Annotated in this window: 24 protein-coding genes; 15 read left to right on the forward strand and 9 right to left on the reverse strand. The window is 39.1% G+C overall.

Features of this window, described 5'->3' with window-relative positions:
• Nucleotides 1-62 precede the first annotated feature (62 nt).
• Genes CL181_RS01960 through CL181_RS01980 form a run of 5 tightly spaced genes read left to right on the forward strand, consistent with a single transcriptional unit; the run spans nt 63 to nt 6,001 of the window.
• Nucleotides 63-215: a hypothetical protein gene (locus CL181_RS01960; RefSeq protein ID WP_217993063.1), complete on the forward strand. Its 153-nt coding sequence runs from the start codon at nt 63-65 to the stop codon at nt 213-215.
• A gap of 5 nt (nt 216-220) precedes the next feature.
• Nucleotides 221-841 carry a hypothetical protein gene (locus tag CL181_RS20805; RefSeq protein WP_217993064.1) on the forward strand — a complete coding sequence of 207 codons (621 nt, stop codon included), beginning with the start codon at nt 221-223 and terminating at the stop codon, nt 839-841.
• The gene (locus CL181_RS01970) at nt 838-2,166 is read left to right on the forward strand and encodes a restriction endonuclease subunit S (protein ID WP_097297569.1); all 1,329 of its coding nucleotides are present in this window, start codon (nt 838-840) and stop codon (nt 2,164-2,166) included. The genes CL181_RS20805 and CL181_RS01970 overlap by 4 nt, the downstream gene beginning before the upstream one ends.
• A 1-nt stretch (nt 2,167) precedes the next feature.
• Nucleotides 2,168-5,269, forward strand: a complete 3,102-nt coding sequence (locus CL181_RS01975) for a type I restriction endonuclease subunit R (protein ID WP_097297570.1) — start codon at nt 2,168-2,170, stop codon at nt 5,267-5,269.
• Between the two features lie 9 nt (nt 5,270-5,278).
• A complete protein-coding gene (locus tag CL181_RS01980; protein ID WP_097297588.1) occupies nt 5,279-6,001 on the forward strand; it encodes a M48 family metallopeptidase in 723 nt (240 codons plus the stop codon).
• Nucleotides 6,002-6,270: 269 nt separating this feature from the next.
• On the opposite strand, the gene CL181_RS01985 is transcribed toward CL181_RS01980, so the two are convergent.
• Genes CL181_RS01985 through radC form a run of 4 tightly spaced genes read right to left on the reverse strand, consistent with a single transcriptional unit; the run spans nt 6,271 to nt 8,783 of the window.
• On the reverse strand, nt 6,271-6,690 hold the full coding sequence (locus CL181_RS01985; RefSeq protein ID WP_097297571.1) for a molybdopterin-guanine dinucleotide biosynthesis protein B: 420 nt from the start codon (nt 6,688-6,690) through the stop codon (nt 6,271-6,273).
• A gap of 41 nt (nt 6,691-6,731) precedes the next feature.
• The gene (gene fdhD / locus CL181_RS01990; RefSeq protein ID WP_097297572.1) at nt 6,732-7,490 is read right to left on the reverse strand and encodes a formate dehydrogenase accessory sulfurtransferase FdhD; all 759 of its coding nucleotides are present in this window, start codon (nt 7,488-7,490) and stop codon (nt 6,732-6,734) included.
• The gene (locus CL181_RS01995; RefSeq protein WP_097297573.1) at nt 7,483-8,088 is read right to left on the reverse strand and encodes a molybdenum cofactor guanylyltransferase; all 606 of its coding nucleotides are present in this window, start codon (nt 8,086-8,088) and stop codon (nt 7,483-7,485) included. The genes fdhD and CL181_RS01995 overlap by 8 nt, the downstream gene beginning before the upstream one ends.
• Nucleotides 8,089-8,096: 8 nt before the next feature.
• Nucleotides 8,097-8,783 (reverse strand): DNA repair protein RadC, encoded by a 687-nt coding sequence (gene radC, locus CL181_RS02000; protein ID WP_097297574.1) that lies wholly within the window; start codon nt 8,781-8,783, stop codon nt 8,097-8,099.
• Between the two features lie 99 nt (nt 8,784-8,882).
• Between radC and CL181_RS20010 the strand changes: the two genes are divergently transcribed.
• Complete coding sequence (locus CL181_RS20010; protein WP_176505009.1) at nt 8,883-9,041, forward strand: hypothetical protein; 159 nt, start codon at nt 8,883-8,885, stop codon at nt 9,039-9,041.
• A 21-nt stretch (nt 9,042-9,062) separates the two neighbouring features.
• Here the strand turns inward: CL181_RS20010 and CL181_RS02005 are convergent, their stop codons facing one another.
• Nucleotides 9,063-9,431, reverse strand: a complete 369-nt coding sequence (locus CL181_RS02005) for a hypothetical protein (RefSeq protein ID WP_097297575.1) — start codon at nt 9,429-9,431, stop codon at nt 9,063-9,065.
• Between the two features lie 103 nt (nt 9,432-9,534).
• On the opposite strand from CL181_RS02005, the gene ahbB reads away from it, so the two are divergent.
• The 8 genes from ahbB to CL181_RS02045 all read left to right on the forward strand — a co-directional run bounded on the left by ahbB (nt 9,535) and on the right by CL181_RS02045 (nt 17,567).
• A complete protein-coding gene (gene ahbB / locus CL181_RS02010) occupies nt 9,535-9,993 on the forward strand; it encodes a siroheme decarboxylase subunit beta (RefSeq protein WP_097297576.1) in 459 nt (152 codons plus the stop codon).
• Entirely contained in the window at nt 9,990-10,625 is a 636-nt protein-coding gene (locus tag CL181_RS02015; protein ID WP_097297577.1) for a bifunctional precorrin-2 dehydrogenase/sirohydrochlorin ferrochelatase, read from the forward strand. Before ahbB ends, CL181_RS02015 begins: the two co-directional genes overlap by 4 nt.
• 25 nt (nt 10,626-10,650) lie before the next feature.
• Nucleotides 10,651-11,904 carry a glutamyl-tRNA reductase gene (hemA, locus tag CL181_RS02020; RefSeq protein WP_097297578.1) on the forward strand — a complete coding sequence of 418 codons (1,254 nt, stop codon included), beginning with the start codon at nt 10,651-10,653 and terminating at the stop codon, nt 11,902-11,904.
• A gap of 3 nt (nt 11,905-11,907) precedes the next feature.
• On the forward strand, nt 11,908-12,924 hold the full coding sequence (locus tag CL181_RS02025; protein WP_141398761.1) for a hemolysin family protein: 1,017 nt from the start codon (nt 11,908-11,910) through the stop codon (nt 12,922-12,924).
• Nucleotides 12,925-13,001: 77 nt separating this feature from the next.
• Nucleotides 13,002-14,171: a Coenzyme F420 hydrogenase/dehydrogenase, beta subunit C-terminal domain gene (locus CL181_RS02030; protein WP_097297580.1), complete on the forward strand. Its 1,170-nt coding sequence runs from the start codon at nt 13,002-13,004 to the stop codon at nt 14,169-14,171.
• 52 nt (nt 14,172-14,223) lie between these two features.
• Nucleotides 14,224-14,403: a DUF5350 domain-containing protein gene (locus tag CL181_RS02035; RefSeq protein ID WP_097297581.1), complete on the forward strand. Its 180-nt coding sequence runs from the start codon at nt 14,224-14,226 to the stop codon at nt 14,401-14,403.
• 128 nt (nt 14,404-14,531) lie between these two features.
• Nucleotides 14,532-15,416, forward strand: a complete 885-nt coding sequence (locus CL181_RS02040; protein ID WP_097297582.1) for a phosphatase PAP2 family protein — start codon at nt 14,532-14,534, stop codon at nt 15,414-15,416.
• A 111-nt stretch (nt 15,417-15,527) separates the two neighbouring features.
• Nucleotides 15,528-17,567: a heavy metal translocating P-type ATPase gene (locus CL181_RS02045; RefSeq protein ID WP_097297583.1), complete on the forward strand. Its 2,040-nt coding sequence runs from the start codon at nt 15,528-15,530 to the stop codon at nt 17,565-17,567.
• 12 nt (nt 17,568-17,579) lie between these two features.
• Here CL181_RS02045 and CL181_RS02050 read toward each other — a convergent pair whose 3' ends face one another.
• From CL181_RS02050 to CL181_RS21005, 4 genes are all read right to left on the reverse strand, one after another.
• A complete protein-coding gene (locus CL181_RS02050) occupies nt 17,580-18,758 on the reverse strand; it encodes a PQQ-dependent sugar dehydrogenase (RefSeq protein WP_097297584.1) in 1,179 nt (392 codons plus the stop codon).
• Entirely contained in the window at nt 18,755-19,180 is a 426-nt protein-coding gene (locus tag CL181_RS02055; RefSeq protein ID WP_097297585.1) for a hypothetical protein, read from the reverse strand. Before CL181_RS02055 ends, CL181_RS02050 begins: the two co-directional genes overlap by 4 nt.
• Before the next feature lie 206 nt (nt 19,181-19,386).
• Complete coding sequence (locus CL181_RS02065) at nt 19,387-19,821, reverse strand: hypothetical protein (RefSeq protein WP_141398762.1); 435 nt, start codon at nt 19,819-19,821, stop codon at nt 19,387-19,389.
• 1 nt (nt 19,822) lies between these two features.
• Nucleotides 19,823-19,957, reverse strand: a complete 135-nt coding sequence (locus CL181_RS21005; protein ID WP_255251363.1) for a hypothetical protein — start codon at nt 19,955-19,957, stop codon at nt 19,823-19,825.
• 93 nt (nt 19,958-20,050) lie between these two features.
• Between CL181_RS21005 and CL181_RS02070 the strand changes: the two genes are divergently transcribed.
• A complete protein-coding gene (locus tag CL181_RS02070) occupies nt 20,051-21,580 on the forward strand; it encodes an IS1182 family transposase (protein WP_255251364.1) in 1,530 nt (509 codons plus the stop codon).
• The last annotated feature ends 44 nt before the right edge of the window (nt 21,581-21,624 follow it).

Genomic DNA, 21,624 nt, shown 5'->3' on the forward strand with positions numbered 1-21,624 from the left:
TCACAGGTCAGCGGAGGGTGACGGAAATGATTGTGGAGCAGGTGCGCAAGGAGGGAAACGAAATGAGCAAAAAAAAGAAAATCACGTGGAATTGGCTTCGAAACCGTAACACTATAGAATTTCTGGGTGTCCGGGAACAGCTCAAAAATTCCGATTTCAAACCCGTCGAATTCGACGGGATTAGAATGCAAGCAGGTCTGTCAGGTTGTAGGTGATTCTTATGCCAGATATAGAAAATTATTCCCGGAGAGATTTTGAAAGGGCAAAACAACATATGCAAGATGGTGTTGAATTCTGGTACGAAAAAACCACAGAGTGCACAGAGGACACAGAGAATTATTACCACTCTGTGATCTCTGCGTCCTCTGTGGTTGATTATGCTTACACAAGTCATTTATCTGAAGAAGTTAAAAAATCTCAATTTTTGAGTGAATATCCCTCCGACCAGAAAAAATTCAAAAGAATCGGTATTGACAATCCTGAAGATTATGCAATATTTCAAAATAAAGGCTATCAGGGATTATATAATGGGCTTGGTGTTAAAGATATCCATAAAAGAAAAGGAGTGGATAAAAACCAGAAAATCCTGGATCATATGGGAAGCACAGAGCTTGCAGCCAACCTGTTCAGGGCAACCCAGACTGATGATAAATTAAGGCGCGAAAATATCCGGGGAAAAGAGAACGCTAATGATACCCACTTTGTTGTAGGCAAAAAAGTAAGGCAGACTATAAAAGAGCTTGGCGGAACAATGCCTGAAGATCTCGAATTGCCTGAAAAAAGCATACAAGAGATAGAAGAAAAACCTAAGAAAAGATTGTTGCAGGGGGAAGGGGAATGAAACAGGAAATCAGGGAACGGATTGAGAAAATAAGAAAGGGGGAAGTTCCTGAAGGGTATAGAAAGACGAAGGTGGGGATAATTCCAGGGGACTGGGATGTCAAAAAATTTGGACGGTTAGCCAAATTCAAAAATGGTCTTAACTTCATCAAAAATAATGGAAAAGAAATTGTTAAAATCATTGGAGTTTCGGGATTTCAAAAAAATATAACACCTCAAAATAACTCGTTTGAAAATATTATAATAGATCGAAAGCTTAATGATGATGAATTATTGAAAAAAGAAGATCTCCTTTTTGTTCGCTCAAACGGAAACAGAAAATTAATTGGTAGATGTTTATATATTAATAAAATCATATCTTCTACTAGTTTTTCGGGTTTCACAATACGAGCCAGAATCAAGTCTAATGAAATTGAAGCCCTTTATTGTGCCTATTTATTTCATTTTTATCCAATTAAGAAACAAATATTTATTTTGGGTGGTGGAACTAATATTTCTAATTTGAGTCAAGAAATACTTTCGGAAATAAACATTCAATTTCCACAAGAAATAAATGAACGAAATATTATCATCAATATTCTTTCAAATTGGGACAAGGCAATCGAGCTTAATGAAACACTCATTGAAGAGAAAAAGAAACTAAGAAGTGCTATTGTAAATGATTTACTTTTTGGTTTAAAGAGGTTTGATGAGTTTATCAAATCACATCAATACAAACATACAAAATATATCCGCATTCCAGAAGATTGGGAATACATTAAAATTGGTGAAATCGCAACTGAAGTATCAGAAAAAAATGGAGACAATGACGATTTACCTGTTTTATCTTGTACAAAATATGAAGGACTTGTTGATTCATTGAGTTATTTTAAGAGACAAGTATTCAGTGAAGATATATCTACTTATAAACAAGTTAAAAAGAATCATTTCGTTTATGCAACAAACCATATTGATGAAGGTTCCATTGGATGTCAAAATCTGTATGAAAATGCCTTAGTTAGTCCAATGTATACAGTATTTAAAACAAACTCAAAAGTAAATAATCACTTTCTTTTTAATCTCCTAAAAACAAGATTGTACATTTTTATTTATCAAGTAAATATGTCGGCATCTGTAGACAGAAGGGGCAGTTTGAGGTGGAATGAATTTTCTGAAATACGCATCCCTTTACCCGATATTACTGAACAAGATAAAATTGTTGAATTCATAAGATTATTCGACAATAACATTGAACTTTTAAAATCAGAACTAATTCATCTCAAGGAGCAGAAAAAAGGCCTTATGCAATTACTGCTTACAGGAATAGTAAGAGTGGAGGTAGATTAAAATGGTAAATCCTGACGATTATAATGAACAAAATATTTCCCAGAAACCTGCAATAGAGGTATTGAATAATCTGGGTTATAAGATAATCGCTCCAAAAGATGCGCAAACTTTGAGAGGCAATTTATACAATGTGCTTCTAACCCCAATACTAAAAAAACAGCTTGAAGAGCTAAACTCCTTTGAATATAAAGGACAAAAGCTCAAGTTCAGCAACAAAAACATCGAGCAGGCAATGAAGGATCTTGATGAAGGTCTGGGAAACGGTCTGGTAAAGACCAATGAGAAAATTTACGACTCCCTGATGCTTGGGCGCTCATATGAAGAGACTCTTTTTGACGGCACGAAACGGTCGTTTACAATCAAATTTATTGACTGGGAAAATCCCGAAAACAATGTTTTTCATGTAGTGGAAGAGTTTTCTGTTGAAAGAGAAAACGCAAAAGACAATGCAAGACCGGATATTGTTATATTTGTCAATGGAATCCCTTTTGCAGTAATCGAGTGCAAGAAAGCATCTATCGACATGGGACAGGGAATATCCCAGATGATTAGAAACCAGGGCAGGGATTACATACCCCAACTGTTCAAATTTGTCCAGGTTGTAATGGCGACAAACAAGAACGAGACAAAATACGCTACAATTTCGACGCCTGCAAAATTCTGGTCAATCTGGAAAGAAAAGGACGAGAAATGGCACCAGAATATCTTAAGTGAAATTGTCAAAAACAGGAAACAAACTGTGCAGGATGAAAATATTGTTTCTTTGTTCCATCCTGAACGGCTCCTGGATATCACGAAATATTTTGTTGTTTATGACCTTGATATGAAAAAAATCGCACGATATCAGCAGTTTTTCGCTGTAAAAGAAATAATCAAGACGATCAACACAAACAACGAAGAAGGAAACCGCACGTCAGGTGTTATCTGGCATACTCAAGGGTCAGGCAAATCAATAACAATGGTCATGCTGTCAAAATATTTATTATCTGAACTGCCTGTCGAACGTCCAAGAGTGATCGTAGTTACTGACCGGAAAAATTTAGATAAGCAAATCCGGGATACTTTTAACCACACACGATTAAAAGCCAGCAGGGCAACATCGGGCAATCGCCTCATCGAACTAATTGCAGACAATAATGCTGATATAATCACAACCCTTGTCCATAAATTTGATACTGCATCGAAAAAGACGAAAGCTACGACATCAAGAGATATATTTGTCCTGGTCGATGAGTCACACAGGACACAATACGGTGAGATGCATATCAAAATGAAGAATGTATTTCCCAATGCCTGCTATCTGGGTTTTACCGGCACTCCTTTGATGAAAAAAGAAAAGAACACCATGATCAAATTTGGTAAAATAATTCATCAATACACAATTGCCGATGGTGTAAAGGACAAGACAATTGTACCTCTTCTCTATGAAGGTAAAATGGTTGAGCAGACAGTCAATCAAAAGGCGATTGACAAGAAACTTGATATTATTACAAGGAATCTGAATAATAAACAAAAAGAAGAAGTAAAGCAGAAATGGAGCAGGTTTGAGAAGATTGCATCATCAGATCAAAGAATAAATATGATCGCATTCGATATTAACCAGCATTTTGTTGATAATTACAAAACTAAAAGCGCCAATTTTAAGGCAATGCTTGCAACAAACAGCAAAATAGAAGCTATCCGCTATCTGGAAGCATTTGAAGAGTTAAATGACCTCAATTGCAGAGTTGTAATCTCCGCGCCGGATGATTGGGAGGGGTATGAAGCTGTTGACCAGAAATCAAAGGATCTGGTCAAAACATTCTGGGACAAGATGATGGAAAAATACGGCGATGAAGAAAAGTATGTGGACACAATTAAAGATGAATTTGTCAATGGCGATGAAATTGACTTGTTAATTGTTGTTGATATGCTATTGACGGGCTTTGATGCTCCGCGCGCAACGGTGTTGTATGTGGACAAACCGATGAAAGAGCACACGCTTCTACAGGCAATTGCTCGCGTAAACAGATTATATGAAGGCAAGGATTTTGGATTTATTATTGATTACAGGGGTTTGTTAGAGAAACTTGATGAAGCAATGGATATGTATTCTGGAGCAGGATTGGAAAATTTTGATCCTGAAGATTTAAAAGGTGCTTTATATGACGTTATCAGTATAATCGGTTCTTTAAGGCAATATCATACAGATCTCATCAATATTTTTATTCCTGTGAAAAACAAGGGAGATGTTGATGAATTTGAAGTTCTATTGGCAAATGAAGAACTTCGGGATGATTTTTACAATATGCTGAGCCACTTTGGCAGGTATTTGTCAATTGCACTTGAATCAGAGCAAGTATATAATGCATTAAGCAAAGACGAACTGGATAAATATAAGAAAGATTTAAAGTTTTACCAGGAGCTAAGAAAAGTAGTCAAATTAAGGTATTCTGACGGCATAGACCACAAGGAATACGAAGCCCATATGCAAAAACTGATGGATAATTACATTTCGGCAGAAGAAATAATCCGTATTACTAATCCAGTGGACATTCTTGATAAAACAAATTTTGAGAAAGAACTTGAACGTCTTGGTTCAAAAAGAGCAAAAGCCGATGCAATCAGAACAAGAATGTCAAAAAGTATCAGTGAAAAATGGGATGAAAATCCTGCTTTATACAGAAAATTCTCTGAAAGAATAGAGGAAGTTCTTCGAGCATATAAAGAAGCAAGAATATCTGAAGGAGAATATTTGAATAAAATGAAAGGAATTGTAGAGGATTACAGAAAAGGAGATTCTGGAATCGCATATCCTTCAAGCATCAAGAATGATCCGAACGCTCAGGCTTTCTATGGGGTCATAAAAGAGCAAGTCTATGAAATAAATGAAGATAGAGGGCTTTATGAACCTATAGCAGATATTTCCTTAAAAGTAAAATCAATTATTGACAAACATGTGAAAGTTGATTTCCATGACAATACCGACATCCATAACAGAATTGCCCAGGAAATTGACGACCTTTTATTTGACTTTAAAAAGGAACACAATTTGGAACTTCCAATTGAGCAGATAGACAAGATAATTGAAATAATAAAATCAATTTCAATCAAAAGATATTAGGTAATGACGATGGTAAAACACGAAATTACTTATGGGCGACATAAGATAGAATATACGCTCACAAGAAAAAATGTATCTAATATCAACCTTAATTTAAAACCCAACTTATTAGTAGAGGTTTCTGCGAATCATGATGTTCCAATTGATAAAATAAACCAGTTCGTAAGAAAAAAAGCATCCTGGATATTAAAGAACACAGAATACTTCAAAAAAACACTTCCTGAGACAAAATTTGAACGCGAATATATAAGCGGTGAGACCTTCAAATACTTAGGAAGACAGTATCGACTCAAAGTTATTGAATCTAACGAAGAGAGTGTCAAGTGCCAGAGGGGTTTTTTTAATCTGTTTATTGAAGACAAAAATGACACAGTCAGAAAATCTCAACTTGTAAAGTCATGGTATAAAGAAAAATCCATAACTGTATTTAACGAATCTCTAGAACGAATATATAAACAAATTAAAAAATACGATATAGAAAGACCTAAAATTGTAATGCGATTAATGAAAGCCAGATGGGGTTCTTGCATTGAAAATAAAAAAGCAATTTTGCTGAATACCGAACTAATTGACGCTCCAAAATTTTGTATTGATTATGTAATATTGCACGAACTAATACACTTCAAGCATAGAAATCATGATGAAAAATTCTATAATATGATGGAAGCTCTTATGCCAGATTGGAAAAGACGCAAGGAAATATTGGATTTGGAGGTTGTAAAAAACTTGTGATGATAAGACAAAATTTGGAACAAAGCGTTAAAATTAGGGTTAAATAATTTTACCACTGTACTTAAACCCTTAGAATATCAGTCTCTGCCTCTAATCCGACAAGTAGAATCGATGCTCTAACTATCGTTTTTACTGATATTTATTAATAAAATCTATCTTATACTGTTCTCTTCTAACCTAACAAAAATCACTATCAATAGAATGGTTTTTAACAAGACAACTGCTACCCTTATTGTGCGTGTGTTGTGGAGTCCGCAACTCTGGGAGCTTCACTTTGGATCTGACCGGTTCAGGAATTCAAGCACTTTATTAAGAATAATATCCATATCTTTGATTTTTTCATCCGTAACCGATATAACCCTGCATCCGTGTTCGAAAATGCCCGCATTTTTCTCCGGCCCCACAACAATTATCCGGGGCTTATCGGATTGAGTGAACCCGTCTGCAAGAACAACATCAAGGTCGCCAAAATATTTTTCACAAATCTCATCAATATCAACCGGAATTTTGTCATTTTTAATAACCGCAAATTTCACAGATGAGGATATGGCAACAGTATTAGCCCCGGCCAATGCATATTTCCATGTATCTTTACCCTCAATATCTATTTCAAAATCACCATGTTTGTGATATTTTAAGGCTCCTACCCGAAGATCCCGGATTTTCAATTCTTTTATCAATTCTTCCATTAACCTTGTTTTCCCGGTTTTACTGCTTCCAACGATACAAATTACAGGTGGAATAAAAGCCTCTCATAGTGTGAAAAAACTGACATTTTATCATTTGAAACAAAACAAACAAGACAAACACCGGTCCGCAGGGCAGCATCAATGCCTGAATTAAGCGGTGCGGTTTTTGTGGCAACAAGAGGGATCCCGGCCCTTGCGGCTTTTAATACCATTCCAGCAGACTGGCGTCCTGTTGATATGATGAAATGCTCCCTTACATTAATCCTGTTAAGATAGGCATATCCAACGACCTTGTCAAAAGCATTATGTCTTCCTACATCAATCGCTTTTGCCGCGCATTCACCCCTGGCATTTATAAGGCAGGCTGCATGTGTTCCCCGCGTTTCCCTGTATATATCAGATTCCAGGAATCTGAGACTTTTCCCAATTAGATCCATGCTGAATTTTGTATCAGAATCAATTGAAATATTTTCATTCTCTTCCCATCGTACACCAACGCAGCCCGATGACCTTAATTCACGCCAGATTTCAATATGCACGGTCTCTTCTATTGCGGCATATATCCTGTTCCCGTCTATTTTAAAATCTTTTATGCTATCCGGATCTTTTACAAGGCCTTCGCATATAAAATACCCGATGGCAAGCTCTTTTATCATTTCCGGTGTAGCAAGTATTGATGCGATCGGAATTTTATTTATGAAAATCTCAATAGTGCTCTCTATAGCTACCGTATGGATTTTTTCATGCGGTACAGGTACACACCTTTTAAACTCAAGTGCAGGATAATTTTTTTTATACATTTTTATTGATTATATCCATCTCTTCTGGGGTATTGATATTGATAAATGTTCTTAAATTCGTATCGATTTTCCTGATCTCTTGCATTTCCACATAATTGGCCCTTAATTTTTGAATCGGAGCAAGAACTATTTTCTCTCCGTTCCTGATAGCTTTCTCTGTCTCAAATATCATGGGTTTGCATTTATAAACAGCATGAAGCGGCTCAAGAAAACCATCTTCCCGGCGCGGGATGGCTGCATCGTAATTCTCACCGGACTTAAAAAGCAGCTTTATTACATTTTCATTTATAAAAGGCATATCGCATGCAGCGATAAAACAAAAATCATCCCTGCAAACCGTAAGCCCTGAAAGTATCCCCGCAAGAGGGCCTGTGTTTTCATATTCATCAAATGCATATGTGTATCCTGGTAACACCGAATCCAGCATTTTTCCCTGTGCTTTATCACGAACTGAAATTATAATGTTGTCAACAACCTTTTCAAGGCTATCGATAACATAGCTGATAAGGGGTTTACCATTAATGGCCATAAGAGCTTTTTCCCGGTAACCCATACGTTTTCCTTTTCCTCCCGCAAGGATAATTGCAGAATATGCCATATTTTTCCCTATATATGTCCTGCTTCTTTCATGCTGAAATGCCTTCCATCCCCGATTATTACATGGTCAAGAAGAGTGATCCCCATTATATTCCCGGTCTCAACAAGTTTCTGTGTTATTTCAATATCTTCCCGGCTTGGAGTCGGGTCCCCGGACGGATGATTATGAACCACGATTATATGTGCTGCGGATTCTGCCAGTGCAAGCTTGAATACCTCCCTTGGATGAACGATATTGGCATTCAAAGAACCTATCGAAATCGTCTCCTCTTTGATGATCTGGTTTTTTGTATCAAGACAAAGCTCGATGAAAAGTTCCTTTTTTTGCTCCCTTATTTTTGGATATATCCGCCTGTAAACATCTTCGGGAGAGTTGATCTTTTGTTTGTCCTCATCTTTGAAAGTTTCGAGGCGCCGCGCGATCTCAAAACAGGCTGCGATTTGTGCTGCCTTACTTTCCTTGATACCATGGACTTTCATCAATTGTGTTAAATTGATCTGTGAGAGCTGTTTAATGTTGTATTCTTTTAAGATTCTCTGGGATAGGTTTATGACATTTTCCTGCTTTGAACCTGTCCTCAGTATTATTGCAAGAAGTTCCGAATCACTCAATGCCGAAGCGCCGTTCTTTATGAGCCTCTCGCGCGGCCTCTCGTCCTTTGGCAGATCATGGATCCTTATCTTGTATTCCTGCATAGGCCCGTACAATTATTTTCATACTTCTAAAATCTTTCCGGACAGGATAAACAATAGAACTATATTAAGAATCTGACATATTAGGAATGGAGAAATAATATGGAAGATATAGAAATAATTCTTGAGATTGATGGGAAAAAAATACCTATGAACGGTTTTGTTAAAAAAATCCTGTGCGGGATGGTCAAAGGCTCGATTGAAACCCTTCGAGGGGTTAATGGTGATTGGAAGAACGTAAATATCAGGATGAGCAGGTGATGCCAATTAGAAATTTATTGGTCATTTAACAATTTCGGAATTTGATTTTCGTATAGTTACAAATATAATATACACAAAAGTTATCATTATTAAAATAAGAATCAATCCAAAAATCCTTTGTAAATCTTTAATAAAAGAATAATCCAGTGAAAAAATATGCGGTATATATATTAAAGATACATGGAGGATTAATATAAAGGCAAATACTGCAAACAAAATAAAAGCCTTTTTGATTTCATCATATTTTAAGAAAATCCTTGACCGAATCACATCAGGATCTTTTTTATATAAATATATTACTATATAGATCAATAGAAAAAAAGTAATAATTGCTATCGGTAAAACAAGTACCTCATTTATAACTTCTAAAACGTTTTTAATCTCTATCATATTAATATATCTAAGTTTACATATTCAGGTGGTTTATTTCCTATCCATACATGTAAACAATGAACATATATATGAATATTTCTAAAATAACTTATCTGATAACATGGATAAAATTGATTTGAAATTATTAAAAACGATCCAGGATGGAATTCCGATTGTATCCGAGCCCTTCAAACATATTGCAAAAGAAGCTGGGCTTTCTGAAACAGATGTCCTTGCGCGTGTACACAGCATGGCAAAAGAAGGTGTCATAAGACGTTTTGGCGCTTCAATCGGACACAGGGCAATAGGAATAACGGCTAATGCCATGTGCACCTGGAACGTTCCTGATGAGAAAGTGGAAGAACTGGGAGCCATAATGGCAGGCTTTCCGGAAGTCACACATTGCTATGAACGACCCAGATATCCAGATTGGAACTATAACCTTTTTACCATGGTCCATGCATATTCGCGTGAAGAATGTGAAAAAATAGCAAAAGAGATCTCTCTTGCTACGGGCATAAAGGATTACAGCATACTTTTCAGCGAAAGGGAGTTCAAAAAAACAGGCGTGAGGTTATGAGTGATTTTTTACCTCTTATGCTTGACCTGAAGGAAAAAGAGATCATAATTTTCGGCGGTGGGGAAGTGGGTGAGCGAAAAGCGTCTCTTTTTTGTGAGCTTGCTTTAGTGACTGTCATAAGCAAGGAATTTACATCCGGATTGAACGGATTTTATGAGATGGGAAAAATAAAACTGATAAAAGTTAAAGATATTACCGGGAAAGATATTTCCTCTTACCTGAAAAAAGCCTTTATTGTAATTCCGGCTACCAATGACGCTATGTTGAATGAGAGAATAGCAAAGATCGCAAGAGATGAAGGAAAATTTGTAAATCGTGTGGATGATATCGGGGATATTATAATCCCTTCAGTCATCAGGCGAGGCGATATTGTGATTGGTATCTCCACTGCGGGCCAGAGTCCTGCCCTTTCAAAATACATTCGTCAAAAAGTTGAAGAAGTGATAACACCTGAATTTACACAAATGTCAAAACTTCAAAATGAAATCCGTGAAAGATTAAAAACCGAAGTGGACGAACAGAAAAAACGCAAAGAGATCCTGTGGAACATAATTAATGACAATGATGTTTGGAAGGGATTCGAAGAATCATATGAAAAAGCATATATTATTGCATCAAAGCATATAAGGTAAAACGAACATAAAAACAGGGAAATCAATGACAGAAATATCAAGCATGCTAATTACTCATACCAAAGCGACAATAGTAGAAATGGAAAGCGCATGGCATGGCGGTATAGATCAGCTTCTGGTGCATCTTAAGTCACATGATCTTGTAGAGGAATGCGCTGTGCTTAAGACCTGCAACCGTGTTGAAGTTTACGTTGTTTCGCCAAAGGGAAGTAAAGTGCTTTTTGAGTTTGCAAAACACATGAAAGTCTCTTCAAGGATCATTGATTTCCTTGACCATGAAGAATCACTCAGGCATCTTTTGCGCCTGACTTCAGGTCTTGAATCGATGATCGTGGGTGAAGACCAGATACTCGGACAGGTAAAAGAATTGTTCCTGATGGCAAAGAAAGCAGGGGCAGTTGGAAAGGTCCTTGATACTGCATTCAATAAATCGATACAGGTTGGAAAGCGTACCCGGAATGAGACCGGGATAAACAAAGGTTCGGTATCTATTGGTTCAGCAGCAGTGGAACTGGCTGAAAAGGAATTAGGCGGACTTGTTGGAAAAACAGTAATGGTAATAGGTGCAGGAGAGATGGGAACTCTTGTTGCAAAAGCGCTTGCTAATAAGGATATTAAGGTTATTTACGTGGCTAACAGGACATTAGATAAAGCACAGGCCCTGGCATGTGAATTGAATGGTGAAGCTGTGCCGTATGAGGAAATGGAAGAATATATCCCTAAATCAGATGTTGTAATCAGCGCCACCAAGGCACCTCATTTTGTTTTAACACAAGAAATAATGTCAAGACTGTTGGAAAAACGAAAAAAGGATATCATGCTGGTAGACATTGGCAATCCCAGGAATATCGAAAGCAGTACAGGGGATCTGCCGGGTGTGAGCCTTCATAATATCGACAGTTTAAGAAGCATCAGCGAGGCAAACCTTGATAAACGAAGGGCCGAAGCAAAAAAAGCGGAGATCATTATAGAAGAAGAATTGGCTCTTCTTAAGCGGCAATATAAGCGCCAGATGGCGGACAATATTATATCAGCTCTTTATTCTAAAGTTGAGAAAATCCGGGAACAGGAGCGCGAAGCGGCAATAAACAAACTCAAGTCAAGACACACGATAGGAGATATAGAGCGTGAAGTCCTGGATGATATGACAAATTCTTTTGCCAAACAGATCCTTGCAGAACCAACAAAGATTCTCAGGAATGCAGCGGAGCATGATGATGAAAAATTCCTGGATACGGTTTCAGAGTTATTTAAATTAAATGGAAAAAAGGTCAAATAATTGATGGATTCCTGGTTAGCAATTGAAATTTCAACTATATCAATATTGGTTGTGCTGTCTGCTTTTTTTTCCGGCTCGGAGACAGCACTTATCTCAATAAATAAAATCCGGATCCGGCACCTTGCAGATACAGGCAATAAAAATGCAGCAGTAATATTAGAACTGCTTGAAAATCCTGAACAGTTCCTGACCGCGATCCTGATAGGCAACAATATCGTCAACATCAGCGCTTCAGTGCTGGCAGCAGACGCAGCGCTTCATACATTTGGAGACAGCGGGATCGCGATAGCTACAGCAGTCATGACGATGTTCATCCTTGTTTTCGGAGAGGTTTTTCCTAAAACGCTTGCTTCAAGACATCCCGAATCGATAGCATTGCATGTAGCAAAGCCCATACGAACGGTGATATTTATCTTAAATCCGCTTGTCCGGGTTTTAACTGAATCCATAAACTTCCTTATCGTGCGCTTTGGCGGAAAGAAACGTGTGCAGCATCCCTTCGTCACTGAAGAAAAAATTAAAATTATGCTAAGAGTCGGGGAAAAGGAAGGGACTATCGAGAAACACGAAAGGGAGATAATACACAATGTTTTTGAATTATCTGACACAAAAGCAACAGGAGTGATGACTTCGCTTGAAAAAATGGTGTGCATTGAGGAATCAAATACTCTCGATACTGCGCTTGCTTTAATTAATGAATCCGGTCATTCAAGGATACCTGTTTATAAACAGACACTTGATAATATCACCGGGATGGTTTATGCAAAAGATTTCCTGAAGTTCAGTGATCATGAGCTGAGCTGGATAAAAATCCATCAGGTTTTGCGCCCGATGCTGATCGTAAGAGGTGGGCGAAAAATTTATCCGATCATGAAAGAGCTCCAGCAAAAGAAAATGAATATTTCAATAGTAGTGGACGATAATAAGAAAGTTATCGGATTAGTATCTATTGAAGATATACTGGAAGAACTTGTTGGAGAAATTTTTGATGAATATGACGTTGAAACTAAAATTGGCTAACTTGCGTAAAAAACAAAAGACCTTTGTGAACAAAGCTACGCAAAGCATTTTAACCAACACGATCAAAGATATGCCTGATGGCAATTGACCCGATCTGCAAAACAACTGTTGATGAAAAAACAGCATTCAAATCAGTTTATAAAAACAAAGATTATTATTTTTGCTCCGAAAATTGCAAGCAGAAATTCGATGAGCTTGACAAAAGTGTGATCCGTGTGCGGCGTTCTTTGAAAGACAAAGAGAGGATATCATTCGCAAAGTTAAGGCGCGAGATCATAGAACCTGGCATCTGTACCCTGTGTGGGGCATGCGTGGCAAGCTGCGAAGTTTTGTCAGTGGTCAATGGCAAGCCTGCACTCAAAGGACCGTGCACCGCATGCGGTGTATGCTATAACCAGTGCCCTCGAACCATTACCACGGAATCAAACCTGATCGGGAGTGTGCGTGATGTCTTCACTGCAAAATCCTTACTTTCCGAAGTAAAAGGACAGGACGGCGGGGTTGTGACATCCATGCTGCTCTATGCTCTGGAAGAAGGACTGATAGACAGTGCCATAGTTACTGTAAAAAGCGATGAGGAGCCATGGAAACCTGTTCCGATAGTTGCCCAGACAAGAGAGGATATTTTGCGCGGAAGCGGTTCGATCTATGTTCATTCACTCACAATGGAATCGTTAATGAGCGCAATAAAAAGAGGTTCCCGTTCAATAGGTTTTGTGGGCCCGTCCTGCAACATAGATGCGGTTCACAAAATGCAGAACTCACCCTATGGGTTACTTCATATGTTCATGAGGGCGAACATCCTGAAGCTCGGGCTATTCTGCATGGATACCTTTGATTATCCGGGTTTGAAAACATTCATCGAGCAGAAAGGATTTCCCCTGTCTTCCATCAGGGAAATGAAGATCAGGAAAGGAAAATTCATAATCAGGTCGGAAACAGAAGCCACATTCCCATTAAGTGAACTTGATCATCTCCGAAGCGGCTCATGCACCGTATGCACAGATCTGACGGCTGAGAAGTCTGACCTTTCATTCGGGAGCGTGGGATCAAACGAAGGCTATACGACAGTACTTGCACGAACTGGACTTGGTCTTGAACTCTTCCAGGATGCAGCCGACAGGGGCTACATCAAAATGGAAACGCTTGAAAGACAGGGTCTTGACAGGGTTCTTCACCAGGCAAAAGCCAAAAAAGTGCAAATGTACATGATAAAGAAAAGAATTGAAACGGGGAAAGGTTTATGAATAAACGGAAGTATTCTGAAGCCAAACTAAATCATTGGAGGATAAAAATTACATGGGAAAAACAGGTATAACAAAATGGGGCAGAGTCAAAGGACGAAAAGGGAACATAATAATGGTCCCCGAAGCCGAACTCAGCCACAAGCGTCCCGGCCCGATGCAGCGATATACTTCTGACGGCGCAAAGCGCAAGAAGATAGCACGCTCACCAAAAGCTATTGTAAAAGGATCATAAATAATAATCAATATGAACGCAGATACCAATCTGTGTTTATCCGCGTTCATCTGCGGTTAATATCACTTGAAAATAAGGATTGTATATGCGGATTACTTTTCTGAATCCGTCTATTCTGGTTTAAAGATATGGCGTCAGGCCCTATTCAATTCCTTTTCAACGAAAATATCAATATATTTTTTCGCGATATTGGCACTCCTTTACTGGATACGTTATTCAAGGTTATAACTAATGCAGGCAGTGAGCCTGTATATATATTTCTTGCATCACTTATCTTCTGGTGCCTTAACAAGAAAACAGGCATCAGGGCGATGTATTTAATTATGTTTTCTGCATACACGGCGCTAATTGCCAAGAGCCTGTTCAGTATGCCAAGACCTCCTGACTACCTTCATAAAGTTACAGAAAATAATTTTGGATTCCCCAGCGGTCATGCGCAGGTTTCATCGGGTTTCTGGGGTTACCTGGGAATCCGAAGCAAGAAAAAACAGATCATTATAACAGGCGCAGTTATAGTTCTCCTGGTTTCATTATCGCGGTTATATCTTGGCGTCCATTATCCGGGCGATGTGATCGGGGGCATTATTTTTGGTCTCATGGTCGCATTTATTTCATACAGGGAAGAGGCGGATATCCTTAAAGTAATTAATAAACAAAGCCGCAATTCAAAATATCTTATTGCCTTGTTTCTCCCGTTAATACTTATTTTAATAGCAACTTTTCAGGGAAGTCTTTTGAAAGAACAGATCGAATTGGGGTTTGTAATGGCTTCTGTAGGAGCTGGTTATTTATTGGAGGAGGAAATAATCAGGTTTCCTGATGCGAAAAATAACGAACAGAAGGTTAAAAGAGCATCTATAGGCATTTTATTTTTGGGATCGATTTACTTAATTTCAGAGATATTATCCTTAACATTTCCTGTTTTTGCATATATAAAGTATGCCGCACTTGGATTTTCATCAGTTTTTTTTGTCCCCTGGGTATTTATGAAGCTGGAAGGTGCGAAATATTGAACTTTTACCTGGTCTTCTTTCCAATCTTTCCGATAGTTATTTGATTCCATGAAATAATGAAATATAGTGGGATTCCGTTTAAATAATTTTATCGATCAAAGAGGTTAAGGAATGGGAAAAAATCATCATATTACCAGTAATAACCATGCGGGGCATAATACACATAATACCCATGAAATGAAAAAACAGGACAAACACCATGATCATGGTGCCATGATGCTCGCAGACTTCAAAAAACGGTTCTGGGTATCATTTATCATTACCATCCCTATACTCTTATTATCTCCTTTGGTCCAGGATTTTTTGGGTATTAAGAAAATGGTCAGTTTTCCAGGAGATATGTATGTCCTCTTTGCTCTTTCATCCATAGTTTTCTTCTATGGCGGGTATCCGTTTCTTAAAGGAATCTTTGATGAACTGAAATCAGCAACACCCGGAATGATGACGCTGGTCGCCATAGCGATCACCACGGCCTATGTTTATAGCAGTGCTGTTGTATTTGGCCTGAGGGGCATGGTATTTTTCTGGGAACTGGCAACACTGATAGATGTTATGCTTCTTGGCCACTGGATAGAGATGAAGTCTGTCATGGGCGCTTCAAGGGCTCTTGAAGAACTGGCAAGGCTGATGCCCTCTGATGCGCATAAACTCATGCCTGACGGCAGTATAAAAAATGTTCCATTAAGCGAGTTGATGGTGAATGATAGTGTCCTTATCAAGCCTGGAGAAAAGATCCCCGCCGATGGCGTTGTAGTAGATGGTGAGACATCAGTAAATGAGGCTATGCTAACAGGAGAGTCAAAGCCTGTTTATAAGAATGTGGGTGCTAAAGTCATAGGAGGCTCGATAAACGGCGAAGGGTCGATCACTGCGAAGGTCAACAAAACAGGGGAGGATTCATTTCTTTCACAGGTGATCAAGCTTGTTAAAGAAGCACAGGAGAGCAAGTCAAGAACGCAGGACCTGGCGAACCGCGCAGCCGTGTGGTTAACAATAATAGCTATTGTAGGAGGGGCTATAACCCTTTTTGTATGGTTCTATATTATGAAAGCGGATTTTGCCTTTGCAATTGAGCGGACTGTCACTGTGATGGTGATCACATGTCCCCACGCGCTCGGGCTTGCTGTTCCCCTGGTGGTTGCGGTCTCGACCGCCATCTCTGCAAGCAACGGTCTTTTGATACGGGATCGTGCTGCCTTTGAGAGGGCAAGGAACATCCAGGCTATAATTTTTGATAAGACAGGAACGCTCACCGAAGGAAAATTCGGGGTCACTGATACTATCATGTTTTCAGGAAGTGGTGATGAAAAAGAACTTCTCAAATACGCTGCGTCAGTGGAGGCCCATTCCGAACATCTCATTGCAAAAGGGATCGTTTCGTCATCCGGGGATGCTTTTCCTGTTGAGGGGTTCAAATCAATTCCAGGCAAAGGTGCCGAGGGGAGGGTTAACGGAAGGGATGTAAAAGTTGTAAGTCCGGGGTATCTTCGGGAACAGAATATTCCAGTTACGGATGAACGGATTGAGAAGCTCTCCTCCCAGGGAAAGACCGTGGTGTTCGTGTTGATAGATGGAGAGCTAAGAGGCGCCATTGCACTTGCAGATATCATAAGGCTGGAATCGAAAAAGGCAATCTCAAGGCTCAGGGAGATGGGTATAAGATGCATAATGCTCACAGGAGATAACAAACAGGTGGCAAAATGGGTTGCTGATGAACTGGAGCTTGATGAATATTTTGCAGAGGTCCTGCCGCATGAAAAGGCCGCAAAAGTAAAAGAGATCCAGTCCAGAGGTCTGGTCGTAGCCATGACAGGTGATGGTGTGAACGATGCTCCTGCGCTTGCCCAGGCAGATGTAGGTATTGCCATCGGCGCTGGAACGGACGTGGCTGTGGAGACGGCTGATATAATCCTTATAAGGAGCGACCCGCTTGATACGGTGGCAATAATCAGCCTTGCAAAAGCAACATACAGAAAAATGGTCCAGAACCTTATATGGGCAACAGGCTATAACGCATTTGCCATTCCTCTTGCCGCAGGAGTGCTGTATAAATGGGGGATACTTCTTAGCCCTGCAATGGGCGCCGGACTTATGGCAGCAAGCACGGTGGTCGTTGCCATAAATGCGAGATTTTTGAAGATTGAGAAGTAATAGAAGTAATACTTATTTTAGTTTATTCGGATTTATCCTGATTATCCGGTCATCGTCCTCAGCTGGTACACCCCTGCCATCCCTGTTGCTTGTAAGGATATACAGATAATTATCCGGACCTGCTACAACATCACGCAACCTGCCAAAATTCCTGTCCAGGTGACGGCGAAATGCTGGTTTTTCATCAACTATTACCTCAAATAAACTTTGTCCTCTTAATCCTGCAAAGAACAAAGACCCTTCAAAATAGGCAATACCTGTTGGTGCCCATGTATCTGTGCCGCTATGGAGCACAGGGCCTGTAAGTCCCTGAGCCGTTTCATCGCCGCGGATATCCGGCCATCCATAGTTTTTTCCGGGCTCGATAAGGTTTAGTTCATCATAAGCTTGAGAGCCGTGCTCAGTTGCCCAGAGCCTGCCAATGTCGTCCCATGCCAGACCCTGGGGGTTCCGGTGACCAGAAGAATAAACAGGCGAGCCAGGGAAAGGATTGTTTGCAGGGATTGTTCCATCATCATTTAAGCGAAGTATCTTTCCTGCCAGGGAATTTTTATCCTGGGCAGAGTTTGAAATCGCAGCATCACCGGTGGTAATGTACAGAAATCCATCGGGACCGAACTTTATCCTGCCGCCGTCATGTATTGAAGCTCCGGGGATACCGTCGATGATTAATTTTTCATCAAGTAAATTGTTGCCCTGCATTTTGAATCTTACCACTTTGTTTGCTAAATCGGTGTTGTTTCGATAGGTATAATATACATAAACAAATGGGTTCCTGGTAAAATCAGGATGCACAGCAATACCAAGCAAACCTCCTTCACCAGTATGCGCCACTTCATCGATAGTAAGCAAAGAATCCGGTAAAAGCCCTTTTGCATCGATTAATCTTATCCTGCCAGCCCTCTCGGTAAAAATAATACCGCAATCAGGCAGAAAACCAAGAGCCCAGGGAGTGTCTAATCTTTTGGCCACTGATGCAGCGAAAGGCTCTTCAGGGATATCCTTACTTTCATTTTCCTGTGCAGGTATTATTGGTGTTTCTATCTGAGGAATACCGCCCTGCCTGTTAGCTAAAAGTCCCCACCAGGCCAGGCTGACCAGCAGTGCTGCAAAAACAATTACAGCAGCAAGGAGCAATTTTTTGTTTGAAAGCTTAATAATGAATCCCCCTGAACATTTCAATACTATCATCTACCTGCGAATTGCTTTCCAAGGGCTTCCTCTAAACCTTTTATAACGTCAGGTTTTTCTCCAATGTAGATAACAATCAATTTTTCTTTCTTATAGAAATGAGGTGTGGATACCCATGTTATCATGCTTGTCCCTATTGTACTTCCATCCGGTGATGTCAGCGCTGCTTCAGCATCGGCATCAGCAGCTCTTTCATATTCGAAGATTTGAACATCGTCCCCATTCACCTTGATTATTCGTCCTTTGACAGAGAAGAATGACTGTGAGATCTCATCCCCTTGTGTAACATTCAGTCCCGTAGCACTCAGATTGTCTATTAAACTCTGGTAATCCTTTACGGTTTTGCTTTCGGCAGGCGCCTGTTGACCGACACATCCCGCTGCGAGAACAGAAAGAATTATCAGCGAAATCAAATAATTCATAAATCAACTCCCAATAAAGATTCTATTTTTTGTTATAAAAATTTTTCTATAGGTCTACCAGGGTCAGCCCCATGGGTTCATGATCGAAAATGGCGAGCTCTCCCAGAGCTTTGTGGCAAAGGATGCTTACAAAGAAATGGTAACATTCTTTGACCGCACGCTGCGAGAATGATAGAATGGAATAGAATACCAGCCTGCCGGTTATTTCATTTCTTGAACTGCCCGGCAGCCATTATCACTATTGCCACTACCAAGCTTATGCCTCCCAATATTCTAAGAGGTGATCCCAGCTCTCTTAACGGCATCACCTGGTTGAAGTAGAAACCAATGGTCACCAGAATGGCTCCAGCAATTGCAAGTATGCTTCCCAGCCTCTTGGTCCTATCCGACAGGTGAACGCTGTCGATGCTCAGTCCATAAAATATGTTCAGGAATGATAAGAGGGCGCTGTGTACGTGAAGGAGTCTATTTGCTCCCCTTATACCCGTTTCCCCCATATATAAAGTCAAATTTTGCCCTGCAATCGATACCTCCCTCATGACTGCAGCATACGCAGCGCCAAGGCTGCTAAACTGGCTCGTTATATACAAACCCATCAATGGGCCTATCAATAGCCATAACCATCCAAACTTTTTATTCAAATCACCTATACAGGCTGTCCCAAAACTTCCTATTTTTAAAAAAAATCACTAGTTCTACATTTTCCACCATTATTTTCTGACCATATAATCTGAATATTTCATTGAAATATTCAGCAATTTCTTCAATATTTATCATAATTTACACTATGCATCGACAGTTTTATATACTTTCAAATATACTATTACCTAGTAAGTATATTTATAATTAATAAATAATATAGGTGCAATTATGTTTAAAAAATATGACCAAAAGCAGCAATTCCTGCTTCCCATAAGCCTCGAAGATTTCATAGCGGAAGACCATATAGGCAGGATTTTGAATGACATAATAGATGCAATTGATATCACGACTTTAGAAGCCAAATACTCAAAAGATGGTTGTCCTGCCTACCATCCACGATTACTAATAAAAATCCTATTATATGGTTACATGATAAACATCCGCAGTTCAAGAGAAATCAACAAAATGACCCATACGGATACTGCTTTTATGTATCTTGCAGCGATGCAGCACCCTGATTTTCGAACGATCTGCCGTTTTCGTTCGACCCATCTTGATTCAATTAAGGATGTTTTTTCCCAGGTAGTAACAGTATGCAAAGAAATGGGTATGCTTGGTGTTGGGAAAATATCACTTGACGGTACCAAAATTAAAGCAAATGCATCTGTAAAGCAAAGCAAAAATGCCGATGCACTTGAGAAAGAAATTGACAAAATTCTTAAAGAAAGTATCGAAATCGACAAAGCAGAAGATGAGATGTATGGTGATTCTACACCATATCAGATGCCAAAAGAATTAGTAGATAAAACAAAAAGGCTGGAAAAAATTAGGGCTGCAAAAAAGAAGCTCGAAGAAGAAAAACTCGAAAAAATAAACATCACCGATAATGATGCAAAAATTATGAAGCATAAAGATGGTTCCATGAAACCTTCTTATAACGGGCAGATTGCTGTTGATGATAAGGAACAAGTGATCGTTGCAGCTGATCTCGTTACTGATACAAATGATGTGAATCAAGTCGATCCAATGATTCAACTCCTCTGGGCAACAATGGGTTACAGACCGACAATATTGTTAGCTGATGCTGGATATTTTTCATATGATAATATTGATTTACTGAGCCAAATAGGGACAGAGTCATATATTCCAGATAATTTTTTCAAGGTAGAAGAACGAGGAAAAAGTAAGTATTTCCTGAAATCCATGTTCAGATTTGATAAAGTAAATGATTGTTATTATTGCCCTGCTGGTATTACTATGCCCTTTAAATGGATTCAAAAAAGAGATGAAGAACCAGATTTGAAGCAATATATTGGCAACCATTGTTCCATTTGCATATTGAAAAATGCATGTACCAAAGCCAAAAAAAGAATTATTTCAAGAGATCCACGAGAACATTTAATGGAAGATATGAGGAAAAAACTGAGAACGGAAAAAGGAAAGGAATTATATCAGGAACGTATGTCAACGGTTGAACCTGTTTTTGGCCAGATGAAACAAAATAGGGGATTTACAGAGTTTCTTTTGAGAGGAAAAGATAAAGCAAAAGTGGAATTTCTTATTATGTGCATTGTTCATAACATTGAAAAAATTGCTGGATTCCTGAAAAGAAAGGCTAAAGATGGAAAGGAAGTATTTCGAAAGGGAATTTCAGAGTGTCATATAGAAAATATTGGTGAAATTGTGGTAAATTCTGCTGATAAAATATCATTTTTGAGTGGAAATGAAGATGGGATTGGTTTGTTCAACTCGAATTGAAAATAATGTCATTTTTTCATTGAAGTGGGATTTGGGACAGCCTG

The organism is Candidatus Methanoperedens sp. BLZ2 (genome assembly GCF_002487355.1).
In the GTDB taxonomy this organism is placed as follows: Archaea; Halobacteriota; Methanosarcinia; order Methanosarcinales; family Methanoperedenaceae; genus Methanoperedens.

What these genes read in the sequence shown, in the direction of transcription:
- CL181_RS01960 (WP_217993063.1), top strand. Translation starts at nt 63, where the DNA reads ATGAGCAAAAAAAAGAAAATCACGTGGAATTGGCTTCGAAACCGTAAC.
- CL181_RS20805 (WP_217993064.1), top strand. Translation starts at nt 221, where the DNA reads ATGCCAGATATAGAAAATTATTCCCGGAGAGATTTTGAAAGGGCAAAA.
- CL181_RS01970 (WP_097297569.1), top strand. Translation starts at nt 838, where the DNA reads ATGAAACAGGAAATCAGGGAACGGATTGAGAAAATAAGAAAGGGGGAA.
- CL181_RS01975 (WP_097297570.1), top strand. Translation starts at nt 2,168, where the DNA reads ATGGTAAATCCTGACGATTATAATGAACAAAATATTTCCCAGAAACCT.
- CL181_RS01980 (WP_097297588.1), top strand. Translation starts at nt 5,279, where the DNA reads ATGGTAAAACACGAAATTACTTATGGGCGACATAAGATAGAATATACG.
- CL181_RS01985 (WP_097297571.1), bottom strand. Translation starts at nt 6,690, where the DNA reads ATGGAAGAATTGATAAAAGAATTGAAAATCCGGGATCTTCGGGTAGGA.
- fdhD (WP_097297572.1), bottom strand. Translation starts at nt 7,490, where the DNA reads ATGTATAAAAAAAATTATCCTGCACTTGAGTTTAAAAGGTGTGTACCT.
- CL181_RS01995 (WP_097297573.1), bottom strand. Translation starts at nt 8,088, where the DNA reads ATGGCATATTCTGCAATTATCCTTGCGGGAGGAAAAGGAAAACGTATG.
- radC (WP_097297574.1), bottom strand. Translation starts at nt 8,783, where the DNA reads ATGCAGGAATACAAGATAAGGATCCATGATCTGCCAAAGGACGAGAGG.
- CL181_RS20010 (WP_176505009.1), top strand. Translation starts at nt 8,883, where the DNA reads ATGGAAGATATAGAAATAATTCTTGAGATTGATGGGAAAAAAATACCT.
- CL181_RS02005 (WP_097297575.1), bottom strand. Translation starts at nt 9,431, where the DNA reads ATGATAGAGATTAAAAACGTTTTAGAAGTTATAAATGAGGTACTTGTT.
- ahbB (WP_097297576.1), top strand. Translation starts at nt 9,535, where the DNA reads ATGGATAAAATTGATTTGAAATTATTAAAAACGATCCAGGATGGAATT.
- CL181_RS02015 (WP_097297577.1), top strand. Translation starts at nt 9,990, where the DNA reads ATGAGTGATTTTTTACCTCTTATGCTTGACCTGAAGGAAAAAGAGATC.
- hemA (WP_097297578.1), top strand. Translation starts at nt 10,651, where the DNA reads ATGACAGAAATATCAAGCATGCTAATTACTCATACCAAAGCGACAATA.
- CL181_RS02025 (WP_141398761.1), top strand. Translation starts at nt 11,908, where the DNA reads ATGGATTCCTGGTTAGCAATTGAAATTTCAACTATATCAATATTGGTT.
- CL181_RS02030 (WP_097297580.1), top strand. Translation starts at nt 13,002, where the DNA reads ATGGCAATTGACCCGATCTGCAAAACAACTGTTGATGAAAAAACAGCA.
- CL181_RS02035 (WP_097297581.1), top strand. Translation starts at nt 14,224, where the DNA reads ATGGGAAAAACAGGTATAACAAAATGGGGCAGAGTCAAAGGACGAAAA.
- CL181_RS02040 (WP_097297582.1), top strand. Translation starts at nt 14,532, where the DNA reads ATGGCGTCAGGCCCTATTCAATTCCTTTTCAACGAAAATATCAATATA.
- CL181_RS02045 (WP_097297583.1), top strand. Translation starts at nt 15,528, where the DNA reads ATGGGAAAAAATCATCATATTACCAGTAATAACCATGCGGGGCATAAT.
- CL181_RS02050 (WP_097297584.1), bottom strand. Translation starts at nt 18,758, where the DNA reads ATGATAGTATTGAAATGTTCAGGGGGATTCATTATTAAGCTTTCAAAC.
- CL181_RS02055 (WP_097297585.1), bottom strand. Translation starts at nt 19,180, where the DNA reads ATGAATTATTTGATTTCGCTGATAATTCTTTCTGTTCTCGCAGCGGGA.
- CL181_RS21005 (WP_255251363.1), bottom strand. Translation starts at nt 19,957, where the DNA reads ATGATAAATATTGAAGAAATTGCTGAATATTTCAATGAAATATTCAGA.
- CL181_RS02070 (WP_255251364.1), top strand. Translation starts at nt 20,051, where the DNA reads ATGTTTAAAAAATATGACCAAAAGCAGCAATTCCTGCTTCCCATAAGC.